The sequence below is a fragment of the Streptomyces chrestomyceticus JCM 4735 genome (assembly GCF_003865135.1).
Taxonomy (GTDB): domain Bacteria; phylum Actinomycetota; class Actinomycetes; order Streptomycetales; family Streptomycetaceae; genus Streptomyces; species Streptomyces chrestomyceticus.
Genome location: NZ_BHZC01000001.1, coordinates 3,856,086 through 3,880,406, shown reverse-complemented (window position 1 = coordinate 3,880,406; position 24,321 = coordinate 3,856,086). Strand labels below are relative to the sequence as shown.

Annotated in this window: 19 protein-coding genes; 11 read left to right on the top strand and 8 right to left on the bottom strand. The window is 73.0% G+C overall.

Features of this window, described 5'->3' with window-relative positions; translation table 11 throughout:
* Positions 1–684 precede the first annotated feature (684 nt).
* Positions 685–3,954, top strand: coding sequence for a sacsin N-terminal ATP-binding-like domain-containing protein (locus tag EJG53_RS16205; protein ID WP_125045436.1), 3,270 nt, complete (start codon positions 685–687; stop codon positions 3,952–3,954).
* 101 nt (positions 3,955–4,055) lie between these two features.
* Here the strand turns inward: EJG53_RS16205 and EJG53_RS16200 are convergent, their stop codons facing one another.
* Both EJG53_RS16200 and EJG53_RS16195 read right to left on the bottom strand, forming a co-directional pair.
* Complete coding sequence (locus tag EJG53_RS16200; RefSeq protein WP_125045435.1) at positions 4,056–6,449, bottom strand: HAD-IC family P-type ATPase; 2,394 nt, start codon at positions 6,447–6,449, stop codon at positions 4,056–4,058.
* Between the two features lie 111 nt (positions 6,450–6,560).
* On the bottom strand, positions 6,561–6,830 hold the full coding sequence (locus EJG53_RS16195; RefSeq protein ID WP_125045434.1) for a DUF2530 domain-containing protein: 270 nt from the start codon (positions 6,828–6,830) through the stop codon (positions 6,561–6,563).
* Between the two features lie 258 nt (positions 6,831–7,088).
* On the opposite strand from EJG53_RS16195, the gene EJG53_RS16190 reads away from it, so the two are divergent.
* Positions 7,089–8,558 (top strand): NCS2 family permease, encoded by a 1,470-nt coding sequence (locus tag EJG53_RS16190; RefSeq protein ID WP_125045433.1) that lies wholly within the window; start codon positions 7,089–7,091, stop codon positions 8,556–8,558.
* A 75-nt stretch (positions 8,559–8,633) separates the two neighbouring features.
* Here EJG53_RS16190 and EJG53_RS16185 read toward each other — a convergent pair whose 3' ends face one another.
* Complete coding sequence (locus EJG53_RS16185; protein WP_073759267.1) at positions 8,634–8,822, bottom strand: ribbon-helix-helix protein, CopG family; 189 nt, start codon at positions 8,820–8,822, stop codon at positions 8,634–8,636.
* 130 nt (positions 8,823–8,952) lie between these two features.
* On the opposite strand from EJG53_RS16185, the gene EJG53_RS16180 reads away from it, so the two are divergent.
* The 3 genes from EJG53_RS16180 to thpR all read left to right on the top strand — a co-directional run bounded on the left by EJG53_RS16180 (position 8,953) and on the right by thpR (position 11,475).
* Positions 8,953–9,402: a MarR family winged helix-turn-helix transcriptional regulator gene (locus tag EJG53_RS16180; RefSeq protein ID WP_125045432.1), complete on the top strand. Its 450-nt coding sequence runs from the start codon at positions 8,953–8,955 to the stop codon at positions 9,400–9,402.
* Positions 9,403–9,431: 29 nt separating this feature from the next.
* Positions 9,432–10,838 (top strand): MFS transporter, encoded by a 1,407-nt coding sequence (locus tag EJG53_RS16175; RefSeq protein WP_125045431.1) that lies wholly within the window; start codon positions 9,432–9,434, stop codon positions 10,836–10,838.
* Between the two features lie 70 nt (positions 10,839–10,908).
* Positions 10,909–11,475, top strand: coding sequence for an RNA 2',3'-cyclic phosphodiesterase (thpR, locus tag EJG53_RS16170; protein ID WP_125045430.1), 567 nt, complete (start codon positions 10,909–10,911; stop codon positions 11,473–11,475).
* Between the two features lie 157 nt (positions 11,476–11,632).
* On the opposite strand, the gene EJG53_RS16165 is transcribed toward thpR, so the two are convergent.
* The gene (locus EJG53_RS16165; RefSeq protein WP_125045429.1) at positions 11,633–12,631 is read right to left on the bottom strand and encodes an aldo/keto reductase; all 999 of its coding nucleotides are present in this window, start codon (positions 12,629–12,631) and stop codon (positions 11,633–11,635) included.
* Positions 12,632–12,693: 62 nt separating this feature from the next.
* Complete coding sequence (locus EJG53_RS16160; RefSeq protein WP_125045428.1) at positions 12,694–13,383, bottom strand: GDSL-type esterase/lipase family protein; 690 nt, start codon at positions 13,381–13,383, stop codon at positions 12,694–12,696.
* A 200-nt stretch (positions 13,384–13,583) separates the two neighbouring features.
* Between EJG53_RS16160 and EJG53_RS16155 the strand changes: the two genes are divergently transcribed.
* The gene (locus tag EJG53_RS16155; protein ID WP_125045427.1) at positions 13,584–14,594 is read left to right on the top strand and encodes a TolB-like translocation protein; all 1,011 of its coding nucleotides are present in this window, start codon (positions 13,584–13,586) and stop codon (positions 14,592–14,594) included.
* A gap of 84 nt (positions 14,595–14,678) precedes the next feature.
* On the opposite strand, the gene EJG53_RS16150 is transcribed toward EJG53_RS16155, so the two are convergent.
* Entirely contained in the window at positions 14,679–15,446 is a 768-nt protein-coding gene (locus EJG53_RS16150) for a TetR/AcrR family transcriptional regulator (RefSeq protein WP_244955169.1), read from the bottom strand.
* 139 nt (positions 15,447–15,585) lie between these two features.
* Between EJG53_RS16150 and EJG53_RS16145 the strand changes: the two genes are divergently transcribed.
* Entirely contained in the window at positions 15,586–16,584 is a 999-nt protein-coding gene (locus tag EJG53_RS16145) for an ATP-binding cassette domain-containing protein (RefSeq protein ID WP_125045426.1), read from the top strand.
* The gene (locus tag EJG53_RS16140; RefSeq protein ID WP_371858693.1) at positions 16,581–17,426 is read left to right on the top strand and encodes an ABC transporter permease; all 846 of its coding nucleotides are present in this window, start codon (positions 16,581–16,583) and stop codon (positions 17,424–17,426) included. The genes EJG53_RS16145 and EJG53_RS16140 overlap by 4 nt, the downstream gene beginning before the upstream one ends.
* A 68-nt stretch (positions 17,427–17,494) precedes the next feature.
* Here EJG53_RS16140 and serC read toward each other — a convergent pair whose 3' ends face one another.
* Together serC and EJG53_RS16130 are read right to left on the bottom strand one after the other, a co-directional pair.
* Complete coding sequence (gene serC, locus EJG53_RS16135; RefSeq protein ID WP_125045425.1) at positions 17,495–18,613, bottom strand: phosphoserine transaminase; 1,119 nt, start codon at positions 18,611–18,613, stop codon at positions 17,495–17,497.
* A gap of 17 nt (positions 18,614–18,630) precedes the next feature.
* Positions 18,631–19,665, bottom strand: coding sequence for a helix-turn-helix transcriptional regulator (locus EJG53_RS16130; protein WP_244955168.1), 1,035 nt, complete (start codon positions 19,663–19,665; stop codon positions 18,631–18,633).
* A gap of 83 nt (positions 19,666–19,748) precedes the next feature.
* Between EJG53_RS16130 and EJG53_RS16125 the strand changes: the two genes are divergently transcribed.
* The 3 genes from EJG53_RS16125 (at position 19,749) to EJG53_RS16120 (ending at position 24,294) form a co-directional block, all read left to right on the top strand.
* A complete protein-coding gene (locus EJG53_RS16125) occupies positions 19,749–21,188 on the top strand; it encodes an FAD-binding oxidoreductase (protein ID WP_125045424.1) in 1,440 nt (479 codons plus the stop codon).
* A gap of 71 nt (positions 21,189–21,259) precedes the next feature.
* Complete coding sequence (locus EJG53_RS43885) at positions 21,260–22,186, top strand: FAD-binding oxidoreductase (protein ID WP_371858692.1); 927 nt, start codon at positions 21,260–21,262, stop codon at positions 22,184–22,186.
* An 11-nt stretch (positions 22,187–22,197) separates the two neighbouring features.
* Entirely contained in the window at positions 22,198–24,294 is a 2,097-nt protein-coding gene (locus tag EJG53_RS16120; RefSeq protein WP_371858691.1) for an FAD-linked oxidase C-terminal domain-containing protein, read from the top strand.
* Positions 24,295–24,321: the final 27 nt, after the last annotated feature.

Sequence of the window (24,321 nt, the reverse complement as noted above, 5' to 3'; positions counted from 1 at the left end):
GGGCGGTACGGCGGGCCACTCCCCGGCGATGGAAGGCGTGCGTCAGGCCGGCTCACGCCGACGCGGCTCCGCCGCGCCACCGGGGCGCTGCGCGCCGGGGGCGGGGCGCTGAGAGGCCCGCGCTGGCGCGCCCGGCTTGTGAAAGACCCCAGCCCGATCGCGCCGATAGCCGCCCGACGGCCAGGGCTCGGGGTCCCGCAGGGGTCTCCCCGCAGGCAGCCGGGCCTCTGCGTCGCCGAATCAAGGTACGTTGCGGTCCACGGTGCCGAGGAGTGACCCCGGAGGGACCCCGAGCCCCCACCACCGAACCCTCCGCGCACAACGCGCACCCACACCGAGCCGGCTTCCGCTTGGGCTTGTGAAACCCCAGCCCGATCGCACCGATAGCCGCTCGACGGCCGGGGCTCGGGGTTCCGCAGGGGTCTCCCCGCAGGCAGCCGGGCCTCTGCGTTGCCTAATGAAGGTACGTTGCGGTCCACGGTGCCGTGGGGGCACCCCCGGCCGGAGGCTGGGGGAGAGTGACCCCGGAGGGACCCCGAGCCCCCCACCACCGAACCCATCGCGCGAGACGCGCACCCCCACCAGGCCCCATCCCGGACAACGCGCCCTACCAGGGCGCACCCCCATGCCCCACCCCCACCCCCACCGGGTAGAAAATGGAGTTCGGCATCGCGAGGAACGGGAGTGAACGTGAGCGAAGCGGCAGAGGCAGATCCGTTCGGGACGGCTCGGCTGCGGCGGGGGGTGCTCGATGCCTGGGCGGCCTCGCCGGCCCGGTTCCGGGAGGATGCGAATGCCGAGGAGGATCTCGCGCTCGGTGGCTACCGTGACCGGCTGGCCGTGGAGCTGGCGCAGAATGCCTCGGACGCGGCGGGCCGCGCCGGGGTGCCCGGGCGGCTGCGCCTGACCCTCCACCCGGGCCAGGGGGGTGAGCCCGCTGTGCTGGTCGCCTCGAACACCGGCGCCCCCATCGACGCCACCGGCGTCGAATCGCTGGCCACGCTGCGGGCGTCCGCGAAGCGGGAGACCGAGGCGGCGGTGTCCGTGGGGCGGTTCGGGGTCGGGTTCTCGGCGGTGCTGGCGGTCAGTGACGAGCCCGCGCTGGTCGGCCGTACGGGCGGTGTCCGGTGGTCGCTGGCGGAGGCGCGGGAGCTGGCGAGTCAGGTGGCGGCGCACAGTCCCGGGCTCGGTGGGGAGCTGCGGCGCCGTGACGGTCATGTACCGCTGTTGCGTCTGCCGCTGCCCGCGGAGGGCTCCGCGCCGCAGGGGTACGACACGTCCGTCGTGCTGCCGCTGCGGGACGGTGCCGCGCACGAGCTGACGGTGCGCCTGCTGGCCGGGATCGACGCGGCGTTGCTGCTGACGCTGCCGGGGCTGGCCGAGGTCGTGGTGGAGACGCCGGACGGTGTGCGGGAGATGCGGCGGCGCCAGGAGGGCGCGTACGTCGTCATCGAGGACAGTGAGCGGGGCGTCTCGCGCTGGCGGGTCGTGAGTGAGAGCGGGGCGCTGGAGCCGGAGCTGCTGGCGGACCGCCCGGTGGAGGAGCGGCTGCGTCCGCACTGGGCGGTGACGTGGGCGGTGCCGGTGGACGAGGAGGGCGCGCCGGTGCGTCCGGCGACCGCGCCGGTCCTGCACGCGCCGACGCCGACCGAGGAGCCGCAGGGCCTGCCGGGGCTGCTGATCGCGTCGTTCCCGCTGGAGCCGACGCGGCGGCATGTGGCGCCGGGGGCGCTCACCGATTATCTCGTGCGGCGCGCCGCGGAGGCGTACGCGTCGCTGCTGGCCGGCTGGCAGCCCGTGTCGGCGGGGACGATCGATCTCGTACCGGGGCCGTTGGGCAAGGGGGAGCTGGACAACGAGCTGCGGCGGCAGGTGCTGGAGCTGTTGCCTCGGGTGCGGTTCCTGCCGAGTGCGGCGGCGCCGGTCACGGGCGCGGAGCTGTCGCTGGAGGCGGTGCCGAAGTCGGCGGGGCCTGACGAGCTGGCTCCGGGCGAGGGCGGCGGCTGGGGCGGTGCGCGGGGCGAGGAGGACGCGTACGTTCTGCGGCCGGTGGATGCCGAGCTGGTGGAGGGTGCCGGGGCGGACACCGTACGGGTGCTGGCGGAGCTGTTCCCGAGTCTGCTGCCCGCCGGGCTGGAGCGGCGGTCGGAGCTGCGTGCGCTGGGAGTGGCCCGGGTGCCGCTCGGTGAGGTCGTGGACCGGCTGGCGGGGGTGGAACGGTCACCGGCGTGGTGGCGGCGGCTGTACGACTCGCTGGCCGGTACGGACCCGGAGCGGCTGAGCGGGCTGCCGGTGCCGCTGGCCGGGCCTGCCGGTGAGGACGGGCGGGCGGCGCGGACCACCATCGGGCCGCGGCAGGTGCTGCTGCCGTTGCCGGACGACGGCGGGGACGCCGGGGAGCGGCATGCGACGCTGGCCCGGCTGGGGCTGAAGGTCGCGCATCCGGAGGCCGTGCATCCGCTGCTGGAGAAGCTGGGCGCCACCCCGGCGGCTCCGCGGGCCGTGCTGACGACTCCGCAGGTGCGGGCGGCCGTCGCGGGGTCCCTGGACGCGGCGGAGGACGATTACGCGTTCGGTTTCGACGGGGAGCCGGCCGGGCTGGGCGGCGAGGAACTGGCGGAGGCCGTGCTCGGTCTGGTGCGGGACGCGCACTTGGCGCCCGGTGACGAGCCGTGGCTGGCCGCGCTGGCGCTGCCGGACGAGGACGGCGAGCCGGCGCCGGCGGGTGAACTGGTACTGCCGGGGAGCGATTTCGAGCGGGTCATCCGGGAGGGTGAACTCGCGGCGGTCGACGCCGTGTTCGCGGAGCGCTGGGGGGAGCAGCCGCTGACCGCCGTGGGCGTGCTGGCGGGCTTCGCCCTCGTACGGGCGCAGGACGTGGTGCTGGACCCGGACGAGCTGGAGCCGCGCGACGGCGACTTCACCGAGCCGGACGACGCCGGTGTGCTGGACGCGGTGGACGTCTGGTGCGAGGACGTCCTGGACGGGCTGCCGGAGACGCCGGTGCCGCCGGTCGCGACGGAGCTGGTGGCCGTACGGGACCTGGATCTGGTGGACGACGACGCGTGGCCGCAGGCGCTGGCGATGCTGTCGCGGCCGCCGCTGCGGGACGCGCTGACCGCGCCCGTGCGGGTGCTGCTGCCGGACGGTACGACCGAGTCGGTCCGCCCGTACACGGCGTGGTGGCTGCGCGGGCACCCGGTGCTGGACGGCCGCCGGCCGGCCGGTCTGCGGGCCGCGGGCGGCGATCCGCTGCTGGCGGGGCTGTACGAGGCGGCGGACGCGGGCGAGGTGGACGCGCAGGTGCTGCGCGCCCTCGGGGTGCGGACCTCCGTGGCGGCGCTCCTGGAGGAGCCGGGCGGCGCCGCCGAGCTGCTGGGCCGCCTCGCGGACCCGGAGCGGGAGGTGGACGCCGCGCAGTTGCACGCGCTGTACGGGGTGCTGGCGGACCTGGACCCCGATCAGGTGACGATCCCGGACGAGCTGCGGGTCGTCGTGGACGGCGAGGTGCGGATCGTGGACGCGGCGGAGGCGGTGGTCGCGGACGCGCCGGACCTGATGCCGCTGGCCGAAGGGCTGCCGCTGCTGCCGGTCCGTCCCGCGCGCGCCGCCGAGCTGGCGGAGCTGTTCCAGGTGCGGCGGCTGAGTGAGGTCTTCGCGGCGCCGGTGGCCTCGGAGGGCAGCCGGCACGAGGTCCCGGAGCCGGTCCGTACGCTGCTGGGCCCGGGCACGCCGCGGTCGTACGTCGAGCACGAGGAGCTGACCGTCGAGGACGGCACCGAACTCGACTGGCGCTGGACACCGGACGGCACGCTGCACGCGGCGACGCTGGAGGGTGTCGCCGCCGGGCTCGCCTGGGCCGCCGGCCAGTGGCCCCGCCGGTTCGAGGCGGCGGCGCTCCTGGAGGACCTGGAGCGGGCGGAGGAGCTGGCGGAGGCCCGCTGGTTCGACTGAGAGCGTTCGGGGACGGGCGGGGCGGGCGGGCCGCGGTTTCGCGGTCCGCCCGCCCCGTTCCGCTTGGCCGGAAAAGCCGTCGGGGAAGCCGACAGCGCCGACTACGCCGGGAAGCGGCGGCCGATGATCCGCCAGGCGACTTCGAGCAGGATCGCGGCCGCGGCGGCGATGCCCACGGCGGCCCACGGCATCGTCGTGCCGACGAGCTTGAGGTCGAAGAAGTTCTGGAGCCAGGGGACGACGAGCACGATCAGGAAGCCGAGGCCCATCGCCAGGACGAGGCCGACGCGCCACCAGGTGTACGGGCGGGCGATGATCGCCAGGACCCACATGGCGCTGAGGAAGAGGGTCAGGGTGGCGGCGCTGGTCTCGGCGGGGAGGGCGTCCGGGCCGCTGTAGTGGCTGCGGGCCAGGAGGTACGTGGCGAAGGCGGCGAGGCCGATGATCAGGCCGGAGGGGACCGCGTACCGCATCACCCGCCGTACGAAGTGCGGTTTCGCGCGCTCCTTGTTGGGGGCGAGGGCGAGGAAGAAGGCGGGGACGCCGATGGTGAGGGTGGACAGCAGGGTGAGGTGCCGCGGCAGGTAGGGATACGGGATCTGGCAGCAGGCGACGAGGATCGCCAGCAGCACCGAGTAGACGGTCTTGGTGAGGAAGAGGGTGGCCACGCGGGTGATGTTGCCGATCACCCGGCGGCCCTCGGCGACGACGGACGGCAGCGTCGCGAAGCTGTTGTCGAGCAGCACGATCTGGGCGACGGCCTTGGTGGCCTCGCTGCCCGCGCCCATGGAGACGCCGATGTCCGCGTCCTTCAGGGCGAGGACGTCGTTGACGCCGTCACCGGTCATGGCGACGATGCGGCCGCGCTTCTGGAGCGCTCCGACCATGTCCCGCTTCTGCTGCGGCGTGACGCGGCCGAACACCGCGCCTTCTTCCAGGACCTTGCCCATGTCGTCCGGGTCGGCAGGGAGCTTGCGCGCGTCGACGGGCGCGTCGGCGCCGGGCATGCCGAGTTTTCCGGCGACCGCGCCGACGGATACGGCGTTGTCGCCGGAGATGACCTTGGCCTGGACGCCCTGGTCCGCGAAGTACCGCAGGGTGTCCATCGCGTCGGGGCGCAGCCGCTGTTCGAGGACGACGAGGGCGGTGGGGCTCACGTGGTCGGCGACATCGGAGTCGTGCAGGCCGCGTTCGGCGCGGGCCAGCAGGAGGACGCGCAGGCCCTGGGCGTTCAGGTCGTCGACCTCGGAGAGGGCGTCGTCGCCGGAGGGCAGGAGGACGTCGGGGGCGCCGAGCAGCCAGGTGGTCTGCTCGCCGTCGGGGCCTTCGAGGGCCGCGCCGCTGTACTTGCGGGCGGAGGAGAAGGGCAGCGCGTCGGTGGACCGCCAGCCGTCGCGGGCCGGGTACGCGTCGATGATCGCCTGGAGGGAGGCGTTGGGGCGGGGGTCGGACGCGCCGAGGGCGCCGAGGACCTGCTCGATGCGGTCCTCGTCCGTACCGCCGAGCGGGCGCAGATCGCTGACGTCCATGCCGCCCTCGGTGAGGGTGCCGGTCTTGTCCAGGCAGACCACGTCGACGCGGGCCAGCCCCTCGATCGCGGGCAGCTCCTGGACCAGGCACTTCTTGCGGCCGAGCCGGACGACGCCGATGGCGAAGGCGACGGAGGTGAGGAGGACCAGGCCCTCGGGGATCATCGGGACGATGCCGGCGACCATGCGGCGTACGGCTTCGTCGCCCGCCATGTTGAGCGTGAAGAGGTGGCTGAGGATCAGGCCGATGGCGGTCGGCACCATCATCCACGTCACGTACTTGAGGATCTGGCTGATGCCGGTGCGCAGCTCGGAGTGGACGAGGGTGAAGCGGGACGCCTCTTCGGCGAGCTGGGCGGCGTACGCCTCGCGCCCGACCTTCGTGGCGGTGAACGCGCCGCCGCCGGCGACCACGAAGCTGCCGGACATCACCTTCTCGCCGGGCTGCTTGACCACCGGGTCGGCCTCGCCGGTCAGCAGCGACTCGTCGATCTCCAGGCCGTCGCTCTCCAGGACCTCGCCGTCGACGATGACCTTGTCACCGGGGCCGAGTTCGATGACGTCGCCGAGGACGACCTCGGAGGTGGGGATCTCGGCGGCCTCGCCGTCGCGCCGTACGGTCGGCTTGGACTCGCCTATGACGGCGAGGCTGTCCAGGGTCTTCTTGGCGCGCAGCTCCTGGATGATGCCGATGCCGGTGTTGGCGACGATGACGAAGCCGAACAGGCCGTCCTGGATCGGGCCGACGATCAGGATGATCACGAACAGCACGCCGATGATGGCGTTGAAGCGGGTGAAGACGTTCGAGCGGACGATGTCGGCGGTGGAGCGCGAGGACCGTACGGGGACGTCGTTGACCTCGCCTCTGGCCACCCGCTCGGCGACCTCGGCGGCGCTCAGGCCGCGGTGGTCCGGTTCGGTGGCCCGCTCGCGGCCTCCGGCTTCGGTCTTCGCCCGCTGCGTCATGCCTTCGACGTTACGGGCGGAACGGGCGATTCACCCGCTGGATACGCACAGGAAGGTGGCGGAAGTTGTTGGAGGGGCGCGCGTCAACCGCAGGGGGTCGGGATGCGTCCACTATGGGGTGGAATTGCCCGCGGCGGCCGCCGCCGCGCGCTTGATGGCGGCGTCGCGCTTGCGGACGTACCAGATGCCGAGGATGCCGAGGCCGCCGCCGGCCAGGCAGGTCCAGACCCACCAGGTGCGGTCGTGGTCGGCGAACCAGCCGTAGAAGGGGAGCTGGGCCAGGAAGAGCACGAACCAGATGATGGTGCCGCCGGTGATCGTGCCGACGACGGGGCCCTCAAGAGGCTCCGGGGCCTCGCGCAGTTCGGACTTCTTCCACATGGGGCCAGCTTACGGGCAGCCACCGACAGAGCCGGTGCACGGCCGGTACAAGGTCGGTCACGGCAGGGCCGACAGCCGTTTCCCCGCAGGGGTCTACGCGCGGAGATAGCGATCATCGACTTGTTTATTCATACTGAACCTATCCGGTTCTGACTGGTTTGATTCGTTGAATCCTCCAATCTTATCCGGCTTGTTTGTGTTCTGGGCCCGATCCGGGGCCCCCACGCCCTCCCAGGCCCGTACGACTGAGGTCCGCGCATGTCCCCCTCGGCCACCACGCCGGTCGACGCCGTCCAGAGCCCAGGCCCGCAGCAGCCCAAGAACGGTCTCGACCGGTTCTTCAAGATCTCCCAGCGGGGATCCACGGTCTCCCGTGAGCTGCGCGGCGGTCTCGCCACCTTCTTCGCCATGGCGTACATCGTCGTGCTGAACCCGATCATCCTCGGCGCCGGCCAGGACAAGTTCGGGCACCAGTTGGACAACGGCCAGTTGGTCACCGCCACCGCGCTGATGGCCGGCCTGTCCACCCTCCTGATGGGCGTCATCGGCAATGTGCCGATCGCCGTCGCCGCCGGCCTCGGCATCAACGCCGTCGTCTCGCTCCAGCTCGCCCCCAAGATGAGCTGGCCGGACGCGATGGGCATGGTCGTCCTCGCCGGTCTGGTGCTGATGATCCTGGTCGCCTCCGGCCTGCGGCAGCGCGTCATGGACGCGATCCCGAACGGGCTGCGGCGCGCCATCGCGATCGGCATCGGCCTGTTCATCTCGCTGGTCGGCCTGGTCGACGCGGGCTTCGTCAGCCGCAACCCGGACGCCGCGCACACCACCGTGCCGCTGGCGCTGGGCCAGGGCGGCCAGCTCCAGGGCTGGCCGGTGCTGGTCTTCGTGGTCGGCCTGGCGCTGATGTTCCTGCTGACCGTACGGAAGACCAAGGGCGCGATCCTGATCGGCATGGTCGTGATGGCGGTCGTCGCGATCGTCATCAACGCGGTGGCGGAGATCCCGGACGCGAGCTGGGGCCTGGCGGTCCCGAACGTGCCGGACAGCATCGTCGGCGCGCCGGACTTCGGCCTGGTCGGGCAGATCAGCCTGTTCGGCGGCTTCAAGGAGGTCGGCCTGCTGACCGGCTGCCTCTTCGTCTTCACCGTGCTGCTGTCCGGCTTCTTCGACGCGATGGGCACGATCATCGGCGTCGGCGAGGAGGCCGGGCTGACCGACGAGGACGGCAACCTGCCCGGCATGGGCCGCATCCTGATGGTGGACGGCATCGCGGTCGCCGCGGGCGGCGTCGGCTCGGCGTCCGCCAACACCTGCTTCGTGGAGTCCACGGCGGGCGTCGGCGAGGGGGCCCGTACGGGTCTGGCGAACGTGGTGACCGGCGGGCTCTTCCTGCTGGCGCTGGTCTTCACGCCGCTGGCGACGGTCGTCCCGTCGCAGGCCGCGACGCCCGCGCTGCTGGTCGTCGGCTTCCTGATCATGTCGGCCAACGTGCGGGACATCGACTGGAGCGACTTCACGATCGCCGTCCCGGCGTTCCTGACGATCATCTCGATGCCGTTCACGTACAGCATCACCAACGGCATCGGCATGGGCGTGCTGGCCTTCATCCTGCTGCGGACGGCGACCGGCCGCTTCAAGGAGATCCCGTGGCTGCTGAACGTCGTGGGGCTGTGTTTCCTCGTCTACTTCCTGCTCAACCCGATCGAGCAGGTGCTGGGCGCCAAGTAGCGCGCGGGCGCCGGGGCCGGCCCGTGGTGGCGGCCCGGCACACGGCGGCGGCCCGGCGCACGGCGGCCGGGCGGCCTACAGCGGCGGAGCCGCGTAGAACCGCTCCGTCCGGTCCACCGACATCTTGAAACGTTCGTCGAAGTCTTCACGGATGAGCGTCCGGGTCACATAGTCCTGGACGCTCATTCCGCGTTTCGCGGCGTGCTGCCGAAGGCGCTCCAGCAGTTCCCCGTCCATCCGCAGGCTGAGCACTCCCGATCCCATACCGCCACGGTCCTCTCACGCCCTGGTCAGGCGGGTCACTTTCCGCTGCGTCCTCACTCGTAAGGGTGAGGCGCGTGGTCGCAGGTGTACGGGCTTTCATTAGAGAGGGTAATGAGTTATGCTAACGAACATGCCGGAACTGTCCCTGGGCGACGACGCTGCCGTCGACGCCGACGCCGTGAACGCGCTGCGGTCCGCCGTGATGCGGCTGTCCCGCCGACTCAAGCACCAGCGGGTCGACGAGTCGCTCAGCCCCACCGAGATGTCGGTGCTCGGCACCCTCGCCCGGTGCGGTCACGCCACCCCCGGCGAGCTGGCGCGCAAGGAGCACGTCCAGCCGCCGTCGATGACCCGCATCGTCGCGATGCTGGAGGCCAAGGGCCTGGTCCGGCTCGAACCGCACCCGGACGACCGCCGTCAGAAGGTCGTCACCCAGACCGAACAGGCCGAGGCGATGCTCGAGGAGAGCCGCCGTAAACGCAACGCGTGGCTGGCCGAGCTGGCCTCCGGGCTGGACGAGGACGAGTGGGCCGCACTGCGGACCGCCGCACCCGTGCTGGAGAAGCTCGCCCAGTTGTAGAGACCGAGCGCCGAGGAGGCGAACCCACTTTGAGTACGGGATCCGGAGCAGACTCCGCCCCCGCACCGATATCCGACGACACCACCGTCTCCGACGCCGCGACCGCGCCCCCGACAGGCACCAAGGGCACCGCCGCCGAACCGCGCGGGGGCATGTTCCGTTCGCTGCGCGTCCGTAACTACCGTCTTTTCGCCACCGGCCAGGTGGTGTCCAACACCGGCACCTGGATGCAGCGCATCGCCCAGGACTGGCTGGTGGTCAGCATCACCGGCTCGTCCGCCGCCGTCGGCATCACCACCGCGCTCCAGTTCCTGCCCATGCTGCTCTTCGGGCTGTACGGCGGTGTCATCGCCGATCGGGTCTCCAAGCGCAAGCTGCTGCTGGTCACCCAGGCGTCGATGGGCCTGACCGGTCTGGTGCTGGCAGTCCTGACCCTCAGCGGGCAGGTCGCGGTCTGGCACGTCTACCTGATGGCCTTCGTGCTCGGCCTGATCACCGTCGTCGACAACCCGGCGCGGCAGGCGTTCGTGGTCGAGATGGTCGGCCAGGACGACCTGCGCAACGCCGTCAGCCTGAACTCCGCCAACTTCCAGTCCGCCCGGCTCATCGGCCCCGCCGTGGCCGGTGCGCTGATCACCTCCCTCGGCAGCGGCTGGGCGTTCCTCCTGAACGGCCTGTCCTTCCTCGCGCCGCTCGCCGGGCTGCTGCTGATGCGCACCGGTGAGCTGCACAAGGTCGACCGTGCCCCGCGCGGCAAGGGCCAGCTCCGGGAGGGCGTGCGCTATGTCGCGGGCCATCCCGAGCTGATCTGGCCGATCGTCCTGATCGGCTTCATCGGCACCTTCGGCTTCAACTTCCCGATCTGGCTGACCGCCTTCGCCGACAAGGTCTTCCACGGCGGCGCCGGCATGTACGCCTGGTTCAACGGCCTGATGGCGGCCGGTTCGCTGGCGGGCGCCCTGCTCGCGGCCCGGCGCAGCACCTCGCGGCTGCGGCTGCTGGTGGGCGCGGCGCTGTTGTTCGGCGTCCTGGAGATGGCCGCGGCCCTCTCTCCGACCGCGTGGGTCTTCGGGGCGCTGCTGATCGTCATCGGCGTGGTCGGCCTGACGATCAACGTCACGGCCAACTCCAGCGTGCAGATGGCGACCGATCCGCTGATGCGCGGGCGGGTGATGAGCCTGTTCATGATGGTCTTCATGGGCGGTACGCCGCTGGGGGCGCCGCTGGTCGGCTGGGTCACCGACGCGTACGGCGCCCGGGCCGGCTTCCTCGCGGGCGGCCTGGTCTCCGCCCTGGCGGCGGCCGGTGTGGGCCTGGCGCTGACCCGTGCGGGCGGTCTGCGGGTACGGATCGATCTGCGGCGGGGCCACCAGCACGTACGGTTCGTGCCGCGGGAGCGCGACAGCGAACCGGAGCGGCTGGCCGCGGCGGCCTGAGACAGGTGCGCCGGGCCGGGACGTGCACGCGCCCCGGCCCGCCGCCCGCCCCGTGCGCGACACTGACCGCATGAGACTCTTCGCCGCCGTACTGCCGCCCGAGGCCGCCGTCGACGAACTCGACGCCCGGGTACGCCGGTTGCGGACCCTCCCGGACGCGGACCGGCTGCGCTGGACCGGGCGCTCCGGCTGGCACTTCACCCTCGCCTTCTACGGCGAGGTGCCCGACGCCACCCTGCCCGACCTGCGGGAACGGCTGGCGCGGGCCGCGCGGCGGTACGAGCCGTTCCCGCTCGGCCTCAAGGGCGGCGGCCGCTTCGCGGACCGGGTGGTGTGGGCCGGGGCCGACGGCGGCCTGCCCGCCCTGCGCAAGCTGGCGGATTCGGCCGCGGCGGCGGCCCGCCGGGCAGGGCTGGAGATGTCCGGCCACCGCGCGTACACCCCGCACCTGACCGTCGCGCGCAACCGCGCGGAGGCCCTGGACCTCGCACCGTTCGTCGACGGCCTGGCGGACTTCGAGGGCAGCGCGTGGACGGTACGGGAGCTGGCGCTCGTCCGCAGCCGGCTGCCGGTCTCCGGGGTGGCGGGCGAGCAGCCCCGGTACGAGACGGTGGCGGCCTGGCCGCTGGGTAAGTGAGCGGGCCGGTTACGCTCGAAGGGTGGACCCCAAAACCCGTAACCGGATCATGTCCGGCCTGTTCGCCGTGCTGCTCGTCGTCGTGATCGTGGCGGCCGCCCTGCGCTGAGCTGCCGGACGGCCTCCGACGACACCTTCTGTCCCCGACGGACTCAGCTCACCAGGCGAACGCCTCCGGCGACGGCCCGGGACCGGGGAAGATCTCCTCCAGCGCGTCCAGCAGCTCGGACGACAGCTCCAGCTCCACGGCGCGCAGCGCGCTGTCGAGCTGCTCGGCCGTCCGTGGCCCGACGATGGGACCCGTCACACCGGGCCGGGTGAGCAGCCAGGCCAGCGCGACCTCGCCGGGCTGCAGCCCGTGCTTGTCGAGCAGGGCCTCGTAGGACTCGATCTGCGCGCGGATCGCGGAGTTCGCCAGCGCGCCGGCCGAGCGGCCCCCGTTCGTACGGGCTCCGCCGCCCTCGCGTTCCTTGCGTACGGCACCGCCGAGCAGCCCGCCGTGCAGCGGCGACCACGGGATGACCCCCAGCCCGTAGGACTGCGCGGCCGGGATCACCTCCATCTCGGCGCGGCGCTCCGCGAGGTTGTACAGGCACTGCTCGCTGACCAGGCCGAGCGAGCCACGGCGCGCGGCGGCCTCGTTGGCCTGCGCGATGTGCCAGCCCGCGTGGTTGGAGGACCCGGCGTACAGGATCTTGCCCTGCTGCACCAGGACGTCGATGGCCTGCCAGATCTCGTCCCACGGCGTGCGCCGGTCCACATGATGGAACTGGTAGACGTCGATGTAGTCGGTGTTCAGCCGCTTGAGGCTGGCGTCCACCGCCCGCCGGATGTTCAGCGCGGAGAGGCGGTCGTGGTTGGGCCAGACCTGCCCGCCGTCGCCGCCCATGTTGCCGTAGACCTTGGTGGCGAGCACGGTCTTGTCGCGACGGCCGCCGCCCTGGGCGAACCAGGAGCCGACGATCTCCTCGGTGCGGCCCTTGTTGTCGCCCCATCCGTAGACGTTGGCGGTGTCGAAGAAGTTGACGCCCGCAGCGAGCGCGGCGTCCATGATGGCGTGGCTGTCGGCTTCGTCCGTCTGGGGGCCGAAGTTCATGGTGCCGAGGACGAGTCGGCTGACCTTGAGTCCGGTGCGTCCGAGCTGCGTGTACTCCATGGGGCCATAGCCAACGCCTTGGAGTGCGCTCGAATCAAGAAGCGTGCGGCACCCCGCGGCCCTCAGTTCCCTGCCGCCACGTACGGGGCGCCCACGTCCCACGCCTGGTGCAGGGCGTCCGCGAAGGCGGCCGCGAGCAGGTGCTCGCCCGACGAGGAGGGGTGGGTGCCGTCGTAGGTGTCCCGGTCCAGGTCGTAGCCGTCCGGGTGGGAGGCCAGCAGCAGGGGTGAGGCGGGCGTCGACAGGTCCGCGACGGCCTTGGCCAGCAGCTCGTTGAAGCGCTCGCACTCGGCGGCGAAGGGGGCGTCGGACAGGGCGCGGGTGTTCGGGATGACGGGCATCAGCACGGCCCGTACGCCCGCGTGGGCGGCCCGTGCCTCGGCGACGAAGCGGTGCACGTTCGCGGCGGTCTGCTCCGCGTTCGTGTAGAAGCCGAGGTCTATCAGCCCGAGGGAGACCAGCAGGGTGTCGGCCTTGGCCCGGCGCACCGCGTCGCCGATCAGCGGCACCATGTGGCACCAGCCCTCGCCCCAGCCGGCGAGGTGGCGCCGGGCGCGCTCGGGGAAGTCCGGGTCGCGGTAGGCGTGCGAGACCGCCGCGTCGGCGGACACGTCGTACAGCTCGGTACGCGGCCCGACGATGCGGTAGGGGCCGCCGAAGGTCCGGTTGAGGTGCTGCCACATCCGGTAGCGCCAGGTGAAGTCGCCGGCGCTGCCGATCGTCATCGAGTCACCGACGAACATCACACGCATACGACCTCCCGGCCGCCCGGCCCGGGCGCGCCGGAGTGCGCTGTCGGGGTGGTCATGCCGAGATCATATGGAGCCGGGCGCTCCGGGCGGCGGGCGGGGCGAGCCGCCTCCGGTGCCCCGGCGGGCGGATGCCGGACGGGTGTGGCCCCCGGGGCAGGCCGGGCCGCACCGCCGCGCCGCCGAAGTGGGAGGCTGTGCCCATGCGTTCGCTACTGTGCGCGGCCGGGGCCGCGGGAATTCTGCTGTTCGCGGCGGCCGGGCCGGCGGTGGCCGACGGCGGGGGAGGGGCCGAGGGGTTCACGATCGAGGACCCGCGGATCACCGAGTCCAGCGGACTGGCGGCCAGCCGGGCCCACCCCGGCGTGTACTGGACCCACAACGACAGCGACGACGGACCGTATGTCTACGCCGTGGACGGCCGCACCGGCCGTACGGTGGCGACCGTCACCCTGCGCGGCATCGGCGACCCGCGCGACGTGGAGGCCGTCTCGGTCGGCCCGGACGGCAACGTCTACGTCGGCGACATCGGCGACAACCTCGGCGGCACCTGGAACCACGTATGGATCTACCGCTTCCCCGAGCCGAAGCGACTGCGCGACCAGACCGTCACCGCGGCGCAGCTCACGGTCAAGTACGACGAGGGTCCGCGGGACGCCGAGGCGATGATGGTGCACCCCAAGACGGGGCGGGTCTACATCGCCAGCAAGAAGAAGAGCGGCGGTGCGGCCCTGTACGAGGGCCCCGAGCGCCTGTCGGCGCGCGGCACGAACACCTTCCGCCGGATCGCGGGCATCGACCAGTGGGTGACGGACGGCGCGTTCTCGCCGGACGGCACGCGGCTGCTGCTGCGCGGGTACTTCGGCGCGGAGATGTACCGGTGGGAGGGCGGACGCCCCAAGGACATCGGGAGCGTGGGCGTGCCGTTGCAGATGCAGGGCGAGTCGGTGACCTTCACTCCCGACGGGCGGACGCTGCTGTTCGGGTCGGAGGGCAAGGGCAGCCAGGTGCAGCCGGTGGGGCTCAGCGGCGACCAGCTCCAGGAGTCGGCGAAGAAGGCCGACGGTAAGGGCGACGGCACCGGTAAGGGGGACCCGGCGGACGGCGGCCAGGGCGAGGCGGGCAAGAACCGCAACGTGCTGCTGGCGGCGGCGACGTTCGGGGTGGCGACGGTGGTGGTGCTGGCGCTGCGGCGGATGTTCCGGCGCAGGTGAGGCGTGGGGAGGCCGGGCGCGCCCGTTCTAAGGGCCCCCGGTCTCGGGCGTGCCCGCTCTTGGGGGCGCCCGGTCTCCCGCCCGTCAGCCGCCCCGCTTCTCGATGTACGCCGCGAAGCCGTCGAGCAGGCGCCCCAGGCCCAGCTCGAACAGGGCGTCGCCTTCGTCGCCGTCGTCCTCGAAGCTGAAGGTGTCCTCGGAGAGCCCGGCGAGGTACGGGTAGCGGCCGCTCTCCATCGCCTTGACGAGGAAGGGGCCCTGGATCTTCCACCACTCCTCGTCGGTGATGCCGGTGCGCTTCTCGGCCAGCGCCGAGTTCAGCCGGGTACGCGCCGCGCCCGCGACGTAACCCTCCACGACCGTCAGCAGCCGCATCTTCTCCGGGTCGGGCAGGGCGAGGCCGGACATCCCGCGGACCGTGTGCTCCAGCACGTCCACCGAGTTGGGGCCCAGCAGCGGCCGCGTCTGGTCGACCTGGAGCAGCCAGGGGTGCCGGTGGTGGAGCTGCCAGGCGCGGCGCGCGACGTTCTCCAGGACGGCCCGCCAGCCGGCCTCGGGCCCGGGGAACGCGTCGGCGCCGAACGCCGCGATCTTGTCGAGCATCAGGTCCAGCAGCTCGCCCTTGCCCGGGACGTAGCGGTACAGCGACATCGTGCCGACGCCCAGCTCGGCGGCGACCCGGCGCATCGAGACCGCGCCGATCCCCTCGGCGTCGGCGACCGCCACCGCGGCGCTGACGATCCGGTCGAGGGTCAGGCCGGGCTTGGGCCCGCGGGTGGGCCGCTCGCCGGTGCCCCAGAGCAGCTCCATGCTGCGTGCCGCGTCACCGCTGCCGCTGTGTTCTGTCGTCATGGTGCGCCCAGTCTAAGAGCCGGTGTCCCGGCCGCCGCGCAAAAACCGGGTACGCCGTACGCGATTGTTGGGTACGGTGGACCCGATAACTGAGTACGGCGTACCCGGTTTCGGGAAGCCGGGAAGGGCGGGGAGGCGCATGACCACATCGGTATCCGAGGCGGCGGTCTTGGCGGAGGGCCTGACGAAGCGGTACGGGGACAAACGGGCGCTCGACGGCTTCGACCTCGCCGTGCGGCGCGGCACCGTACAGGGCCTGCTCGGCCCGAACGGCGCGGGCAAGACCACCGCCGTACGCATCCTGGCGACGCTGCTGCGCCTGGACGGCGGGCGGGCGGCGGTCGCCGGGCACGACGTGGCGCGCGAGCCGCACGCCGTACGCGAGCGGATCGGCCTCGCCGGACAGTACGCCGCCGTGGACGAGATCCTGACCGGACGGCAGAACCTGGAGATGTTCGGGCGGCTCTTCCACCTCGACGGGCGGCGGGCCCGCGCCCGCGCGGACGAACTGCTGGCGCGCTTCGGCCTGTCCGACGCGGCCGGCCAGCAGGTCAAGCACTACAGCGGCGGCATGCGACGGCGCCTGGACCTGGCGTCCAGCGTGCTGCTCGCGCCCGAGGTGCTGTTCCTGGACGAGCCGACCACCGGACTCGACCCGCGCAGCCGCAACGAGGTCTGGGAGACCGTACGGGACCTGGTCGCGGGCGGTACGACCGTCCTGCTCACCACGCAGTACCTCGACGAGGCCGACCAGCTCGCCGACCGGATCGCCGTCATCGACCACGGCCGGACCATCGCGGAGGACACCCCGGACGGCCTCAAGCACGGCATCGGCGGCGACCGCGTCCAGGTGGTGGTGCGCGACGCCGCCGAACTGCCCCGGGCGGCCCGGATCGTGGCCCGGGTCGCCGCGGACGGCGCCGCGCCGGACACGGACCTGGCGGAACGGCGGGTCGGCGCGCCGGTGACGGACGGCGTGGCGGCGCTCACCGAGGTGGCGCGGGCACTCCAGGACGCGGGGCTGGACGTGGCGGACATCGGGCTGCGGCGGCCGACGCTGGACGAGGTGTTTCTCCGGCTGACCGGCCACCGTACGGACGCCACGGCCCCCGCGCCCCGGACGGAGGCCGCCGCGTGAGCACCCCCACCGGAGCCCCCGCGCCCGCGCTTACTCCCGCTCCCGCTCCCGAGCGGCACCTGTACTGGGCCATCGCCGACTGCTGGACCATCGTCCGCCGCGACCTCACCCACCTCCTCAAACAGCCCGCCAACATCGCCTGGCAGCTCGGCTTCCCGATCGTCTCCGTCCTGCTCTTCGTCTACGTCTTCGGCAGCGCGATGGACGTCGGCGGCGAGGGCTCCTACCGGGACTACGCCATGCCCGGCATGTTCGCCATGACCATGGCCTTCGGCTTCATGAACACCGCGATGCTGGTCGCGGTCGACAAGGACCGGGGGGTGACCGACCGCTTCCGTTCGATGCCGATGGCGCGGTCGGCGGTGGTCAGCGGCCGGGGCGTGGCGGACGTGTGCGGTGCCGCGCTGGACCTCGCGGTGCTGGCGGCGATCGCCGTCGTCGTCGGCTGGCGCTCGGACGGCAGCGTGCTCGCCACGCTGGCCGCGTTCGCCCTGCTGCTGCACCTGCGCTTCGCGCTCATCTGGGTCGGGGTGCTGCTGGGCCTGCTGGTGCCCAACCAGGAGGCGGCGGGCGGACTGTTCGCGCTGGCTTTCCCGTTCGGCATGATCTCCAGCGTCTTCACACCGCCGTCGATGATGCCGGACTGGCTGGGGATGATCGCGATGTGGAACCCGGTCTCCTCGACGGCGAACGCCGTACGTGAACTCTTCGGCCGCCCCGGCACGTTGGGGGATAGCTGGATCGAACAGCACGCCCTGCTGATGGCGGTGGTCTGGCCGCTGGCGCTCACGGCGGTCTTCCTGCCGCTGGCGGTACGCCGCTTCCAGCGCCTCAGCCGCTGAAGCCCCGGAACGCGTCCGGGCCCCGGCGGGTCACATCCGCCGGGGCCCGGACACGTACGCCGTGCTTCCTACAGCTTGCCGATGACGTGGTCGATGCAGGCGGTCAGCGCCTCGACGTCCGCCGGGTCGACCGCCGGGAACATCGCCACCCGCAACTGGTTGCGGCCCAGCTTGCGGTACGGCTCGGTGTCCACGATGCCGTTGGCGCGCAGCGCCTTGGCGACGGCGGCCGCGTCGATCTCGTCGTCGAAGTCGATGGTGCCGATGACCTGCGAGCGCTTGGCCGGGTCGGTGACGAACGGCGTCGCGTACTTGGAGTCCTCGGCCCAGCCGTACAGCGTGCGCGAGGAGGTCGCGGTGCGCCGTACCGACCAGTCCAGACCGCCCTGGCCGTTGATCCACTCCAGTTGCTCGTTGAGCAGGAACAGGGTGGCCAGCGACGGGGTGTTGTACGTCTGGTTCTTCAGCGAGTTGTCGATCGCGGTCGGCAGCGAGAAGAACTCCGGGATGTGCCGGCCGGAGGCGTGGACGCCGCGGGCGCGCTCCAGGGCGGCGGGCGAGAAGACGCCGATCCACAGGCCGCCGTCGGAGGCGAAGGACTTCTGCGGCGCGAAGTAGTACACGTCGGTCTGCGTGATGTCCACGGGCAGGCCGCCCGCGCCGGAGGTGGCGTCCACCAGCACCAGCGCGCCGTCGTCCGCGCCCGCCACGCGCTGGACCGGGGCGGCGACGCCGGTGGAGGTCTCGTTGTGGGTGAGGGCGTAGACGTCCACGCCCTCCTCGGCCTTCGGCTCCGGGTGGCTGCCCGGGTCGGCGGAGACCGTCGTGGGCTCGGCCAGCCACGGCGCCAGCTTCGCGGCCTTGGCGAACTTCGAGGAGAACTCGCCGAAGGTCAGGTGCTGGGACTTGTTCTCGATCAGGCCGTGGGTCGCGATGTCCCAGAACGCGGTGGAACCGCCGTTGCCGAGGACGACCTCGTATCCCTCGGGAAGCTGGAACAGTTCGCGTACGCCGTCGCGCACCTTGCCGACCAGGTTCTTGACCGGTGCCTGGCGGTGGGACGTACCGAGAAGGGAACTTCCGGTGGCGGCGAGGGCGTCGAGCGCCTCCGTACGCACCTTGGAGGGGCCCGCGCCGAAGCGACCGTCGGCGGGCTTGATGTCAGCGGGAATCTGGATATCAGCCACGGGCGAAGCGTAATCCGTCACGGGACCTGATCAGGACCAGGGTCCACCGGGTGAGACGGAACGGGTGCCGCCGTTCGACGGGTGTCCGGCTGCCGGACGTCCGCGTACAGGGCGGTGACCGAGGCGGCGGCCCGCGCCAGCTCCGCGCGGGCCTCCGGCGGCTCCAGCACCTCCAGGGACGTACTGAACTGGAGCAACTGGCGCACCGCGCGCAGCTCCTGCAACGCCAGTTCGACCGTCACCCACGTCCCGCCGGTGTCCTCCGGCGGCGCCACCAGCGCCGTACCGATGATGCGGACGAACAGGTCCAGCCGCGACCGGAGCACCCGGGCCGTCACCCGCAGCCCGACCGGCCGGGTCTCCACCTGCTGTCGCAGCGCCTCCCACGCGTCGGCCGGCTCCACGCCGTCGCGGCGCCGCACGGGCGTGTCGAGCACGGTGGCCGCGACCACCCGGTCGGCCCGGAACAACTGCCCGCGCCGCCGCCGGTCCGCGACGAGGTACCAGGTCCCGGCCTTGCAGACGAGCCCGTACGGATCGACGGTGTACGTACGCGGCTCGGTCTCGCCGCCGTGCCGGTACCGCAGGCGCAGCCGCCGGTCGGCGAAGACCGCGGTGTGCAGGGTGTCCAGGTCCACGGCCGGCCGCGGCCCGGACAGCCAGCGTCCGGGATCGACCAGGATGCGGCGGCTGGTCAGCTCGGCGGCGGGCCGGTGCGGCGCGGGCAGCGCGGCCATCACCTTGCGCAGTGCGGAGCCCAGCGCGCCGTCCAGCCCGAGCGCGTGGTGCGCCCCCTCGGCGGCCAGCACGAACAGGGCCCGCGCCTCGTCGGTGGTCAGCCCGGTCACGTCCGTACGGAACCCCGGCAGCAACGCGATCCCGCCGTGCCGGCCCCGCTCCGCGTACACCGGCACCCCGGCCGCCGACAGCGACTCGACGTCGCGGTAGATCGTCCGTACGGACACCTCCAGCCGGGTCGCCAGCTCGGCGGCCGGCACCCGGCCGCGGGTCTGGAGGAGCAGGAGGATCGAGAGGAGGCGGTCGGATTTCACGCGGTCAGTCTTCCGGAGGGGACGAGGGGGACCGCACGGAAAACCTGACGGCCGATGTCAGGTTATGGCGGGACGGTGTCCGCATGAAGACCACGTACAGCGATGTTTCCGCCGCCCCGTCCGGTTCGCCGGGTTCGTCCGCCGCTTCCGCTGCCGCCCCGTCGGCCATCACCGAAGCCCCTGCTGCGTACGACGCCTTCGGCTCCCTCGCCGGGCTGGCCTCGCGCGTCACCGGCATCGTCCTCGTGCCAGGTGACGACGGGTACGAAGCGGAGCGGACCGGGTTCCAGAGCGGGCACGTCCACCGCCCTTCGGTGATCGTCGGGGCGGACACGGCGGCGGACGTCGTGGCGGCGGTGCGGTACGCGCGGGCCAACGGGCTGCCGGTGTCCGTGCAGTCGACCGGGCACGGGCTGGCCGCGCCGTCCGACGGGGGAGTGCTGGTCAGCACGCGCCGGATGGACGAGGTGCGGGTCGACGCGGAGGCGGGCACCGTGTGGGCCGGGGCGGGTGCGCTCTGGGCCGATGTGATCGAGGAGGCCGCGCCGCACGGGCTGGCGCCGGTGAACGGGTCGTCACCCGGCGTGGGGGTGGTGGGTTACACGCTCGGAGGCGGGCTGGGCATCCTGGGCCGGGAGTTCGGCTATGCGTCGGACCGGGTGCGGCTGGTGGAAGTGGTCACCGCGGACGGCGCGCTGCGCTGGGTCACGCCGGAGCGCGAGCCCAGCCTGTTCGGGGCGCTGCTCGGCGGCGGGCACGGGCTGGGGGTGGTGACCGGCCTGGAGTTCGGGCTGGTGCCGGTGGCGCGGGTGTACGGCGGTCAACTGGTCTTCGGGGCCGACCTGATGGACGAGGCGCTGACCGCGTACCTGGCCTGGACCGAGGACCTGCCCGACGCGCTGACCTCGTCGGTCGGCCTGATCGTGTACCCGGACATCCCGGCGGTGCCCGGCCATCTGCGCGGCCGCTACCTCGCGCACATCCGGATCGCGTACACGGGGCCGGCGGCCGAGGGGGAGCGGCTGGTCGCGCCGCTGCGCGCGGTCGGGCCGCGGGTCGCCGACACGCTGCGCGACATGCCGTACACCGAGTCGCACACCATCCACCAGGACCCGGAGACGCCGCACGCCTACGACGGCGACAGCGTCCTGCTCAGCGGGCTGGACGCGGCGGAACTGCGCGAGGTGACCGCGCTGACCGGGCCGGACGCCCCGATGATGACCGTGGTGCAGCTCAACCACCTCGGCGGCGCGCTCGCGACTGGCGGCGGCTCCGTCGGCCACCGGGGCGCGCGGTACCTGCTGCGCCTGCTGTCGCCGCTGGACGGCACGGACGTCGCGTCCGTACGGGCCCTGCACGCGCGGGTCCGGGCGGCGCTGGCGCCCAGGGCGCTCGGCCGCAGCGTCAACTTCCTGTTCGGCGATCACGGTGACGCGGTGGCCGACGCGTACGAGGAGGACATGTACCGGAGGCTGACCGCCGCCAAGGCGGCGTACGACCCGGAGAACCTGTTCCGGGCGTAACCGGGCGGCGGCCGGGCAGAGAGCAGGAAAACGGAAGGGCGCGCCCCCGGCCGAGTGGGCAGGCTGGGGGCATGGCTGATCTTACGAAGACACGCGGGACACCGGACGGGACGCGGGAACTGGCCCGGGAGTTGGCCGACGCCGTACGCGGCGAGGTCTCGGTCGCCGCCGGGGACCGGGCGCTGATGACGATGGACGCCTCCAACTACCGCCGGGTACCGCGCGCGGTGGTCGCCCCGCGGGACGCGGAGGACGTCGCCGCCGCCCTGCGGGTGTGCCGCGAGCACGGCGTGCCGGTGGTGCCGCGCGGCGGCGGGACGAGCATCGCCGGGCAGGCCACCGGCGTCGGCGTGGTGCTGGACTTCACCCGGCACCTGCGGCGCATCGTGTCGCTGGACGCCGAGGCCGGTACGGCGGTCGTCCAGCCGGGCGTGGTCCTGGACGACCTGCGGGCGGCGGCCGGCGCGCACGGCCTGACCTTCGGGCCCGACCCGTCCACCCACAGCCGCTGCACCCTCGGCGGCATGATCGGCAACAACTCCTGCGGCTCGCACTCGGTGGCGTGGGGCACCACCGCCGACAGCGTGCGCGCGCTGGAGGTGCTGACGTACGGGGGCGAGCGGCTGCGCGCCGGACGGGGCGCGGCGGCACTGGACGCGCTCCCGCAGCGGCTGCGGGACGGCGTACGGGACCTGGTGAACGGTGATCTGGCACTGCTGCGCACCGGCTACCCCGAACTCCCGCGCCGCATCTCCGGTTACGCGCTGGACGCCCTGCTGCCCGAGAAGGGCATCGATCTCGCGCGGGCGCTCACCGGCAGCGAGGGCACGCTCGGCGTGCTGACCGAGGCCACCGTCGCGCTGGTCAGGCCGCCCGCCGCGAAGGCCCTGGCGGTACTCGGGTACACGGACGAGAGCGCGGCGGCAGAGGCGGCGCACACGCTGCTGCCGTGGGGGTCCCCCGGTCGAGCGAAGCCGAGAGTGGGGGAAGGCCGCTGACCGTCGAAGGCATGGCGGCCGATCTGGTGGGGGACGCGAGGGGCCTGCCCAAGGGCGGCGCCTGGCTGTTCGTCGAGATGGGCGGCGGGACGCCCGCGGAGGCACTCGCCCGCGCCGAGGAACTGTGCCGGGGCGCGGGCGCGGCCACCACCGATCACATGGTGGTGACGGACCCGGCGCGGCAGCGCGCCCTGTGGCGGGTGCGCGAGGACGCGGCCGGGACCGCGACCCGTATGCCGGACGGCTCCGAGGCGTGGCCCGGCTGGGAGGACTGCGCGGTGCCGCCCGAGCGGCTCGGCGCCTACCTGCGGGACTTCCGGGCCCTGCTGGCCCAGCACGGCCTGCGCGGCACGCCGTACGGGCACTTCGGCGACGGCTGCATCCACGTCCGTATCGACTTCGACCTGCTGAGCGAGCCCGGGATCCGCCGGTTCCGCGAGTTCTCCTGCGACCTGGGCGACCTGGTCGTGGCGCACGGCGGCTCGCTCTCCGGCGAGCACGGCGACGGGCAGGCACGCGCCGAACTGCTGCCCAAGATGTACGGCGGCGAACTGGTCGGCCTCTTCGAACGTTTCAAGGACCTGTGGGACCCGGCGGGAGGCCTGAACCCCGGCATGCTGGTCCGGCCGGACCGGATGGACGAGAACCTGCGCTTCGCGCCGCTGCCGCGGAAGCCGGTGGACGTGGAGTTCGGCTACCCGCACGACAGCGGGGACTTCTCGGCGGCCGTACGGCGCTGCGTCGGCGTCGCCAAGTGCCGCAACAGCGCCCCGAGCGCGTCGGCCGTCATGTGCCCGTCGTACCGCGCCACCGGCGAGGAGCGGCACTCCACCCGGGGCCGCGCCCGGCTGCTGCACGAGATGCTCGCGGGCGAGGTGATCACCGACGGCTGGCGTTCCGAGGAGGTACGGGACGCGCTGGACCTCTGCCTGTCCTGCAAGGGCTGCCGCAGCGACTGCCCCGTGGGCGTCGACATGGCCACGTACAAGGCCGAGTTCCTGCACCACCACTACGCGGGGCGGCTGCGGCCCGCCTCGCACTATTCGATGGGCCGCCTGCCGCGCTGGCTGCGCGCGGCCGCTCCCGTCGCGCCGCTGCTCAACGCCCTGGCCAGGACGCCGCTGGCCGGGGCGGGGAAACGCCTGGGCGGCATCGCGCCGCAGCGGGCGATTCCTGAGCTGGCGACGGAGCCGTTCGTGCGGTGGTGGTCGAAGCGGATGGCCCCGGAGGGGCCGGGGAGGTCGGAGGGGTTGGCGGGGTCGACGGGTCCAGTGGTGGCTACGGGGTCAGCGGGGTCGGCAGGGGCTCCGGAGCGGTCGGCGCTCCTGCTGTGGCCGGACACCTTCACCAACTACCTCGCTCCCGAGGTGGGCCGTGCCGCCGTCCGCGTCCTGGAGGCCGCGGGCCTCGACGTACGCCTGCCCGAGGCGGGCCGCCGCCGGGCGTCGCTGTGCTGCGGCCTGACCTACGTCTCGACCGGCCAGCTCGACCAGGCACGCGCAGTCATGCGCCGGACGGTGGACGCCCTCGACCCGCTACTGGCGGACGGCACCCCGCTCACCGTCCTCGAACCGAGCTGCGCGGCCGCCCTCCGCACCGACCTCCCCGAACTCCTCTCCGACGACCCGAGGGCCGCGCGGGTCGCCGCGTCCGTACGGACCTTCGCCCAGACCCTGGAGGAACAGGCACCCGCCTGGCAGCCCCCGCGCGTGGACCGCCCGGCCGTCGGCCAGACCCACTGCCACCAGCACGCCGTACTCGGCGAGGCGGCCGAACAGCGCCTGCGCGCCCGTGCCGGGCTGGACGGCGGTCTGAGCGGCGGCTGCTGCGGACTGGCCGGGAACTTCGGCTTCGAGCGTGGCCACTACGACGTGTCCGTGGCCTGTGCGGAAGAACAGCTCCTGCCGTCCGTACGGGACGCGGCCCCCGGCACGGAGGTCCTCGCGGACGGCTTCTCCTGCCGCACCCAGATCGATCAGCTCACGGGGCGGCGGGCGCGGCACCTGGCGGAGGTGCTGGCGGAGGCGGTGGCCGCGGAGGCGGCCGGGGGGACGGGCGGTTCCTTGCCCGGAGGCCGGTCGGCCGAGGAGACCCCGCCGCAGCCCTGACCGTACGGGACGCCCCGTTCCGTCGTG

Coding starts and splice junctions, on each gene's coding strand:
- EJG53_RS16200 (WP_125045435.1), bottom strand. CDS start 6,449: ATGACGCAGCGGGCGAAGACCGAAGCCGGAGGCCGCGAGCGGGCCACC.
- EJG53_RS16195 (WP_125045434.1), bottom strand. CDS start 6,830: ATGTGGAAGAAGTCCGAACTGCGCGAGGCCCCGGAGCCTCTTGAGGGC.
- EJG53_RS16190 (WP_125045433.1), top strand. CDS start 7,089: ATGTCCCCCTCGGCCACCACGCCGGTCGACGCCGTCCAGAGCCCAGGC.
- EJG53_RS16185 (WP_073759267.1), bottom strand. CDS start 8,822: ATGGGATCGGGAGTGCTCAGCCTGCGGATGGACGGGGAACTGCTGGAG.
- EJG53_RS16180 (WP_125045432.1), top strand. CDS start 8,953: ATGCCGGAACTGTCCCTGGGCGACGACGCTGCCGTCGACGCCGACGCC.
- thpR (WP_125045430.1), top strand. CDS start 10,909: ATGAGACTCTTCGCCGCCGTACTGCCGCCCGAGGCCGCCGTCGACGAA.
- EJG53_RS16165 (WP_125045429.1), bottom strand. CDS start 12,631: ATGGAGTACACGCAGCTCGGACGCACCGGACTCAAGGTCAGCCGACTC.
- EJG53_RS16160 (WP_125045428.1), bottom strand. CDS start 13,383: ATGCGTGTGATGTTCGTCGGTGACTCGATGACGATCGGCAGCGCCGGC.
- EJG53_RS16155 (WP_125045427.1), top strand. CDS start 13,584: ATGCGTTCGCTACTGTGCGCGGCCGGGGCCGCGGGAATTCTGCTGTTC.
- EJG53_RS16150 (WP_244955169.1), bottom strand. CDS start 15,446: ATGACGACAGAACACAGCGGCAGCGGTGACGCGGCACGCAGCATGGAG.
- EJG53_RS16145 (WP_125045426.1), top strand. CDS start 15,586: ATGACCACATCGGTATCCGAGGCGGCGGTCTTGGCGGAGGGCCTGACG.
- EJG53_RS16125 (WP_125045424.1), top strand. CDS start 19,749: ATGAAGACCACGTACAGCGATGTTTCCGCCGCCCCGTCCGGTTCGCCG.
- EJG53_RS43885 (WP_371858692.1), top strand. CDS start 21,260: ATGGCTGATCTTACGAAGACACGCGGGACACCGGACGGGACGCGGGAA.
- EJG53_RS16120 (WP_371858691.1), top strand. CDS start 22,198: ATGGCGGCCGATCTGGTGGGGGACGCGAGGGGCCTGCCCAAGGGCGGC.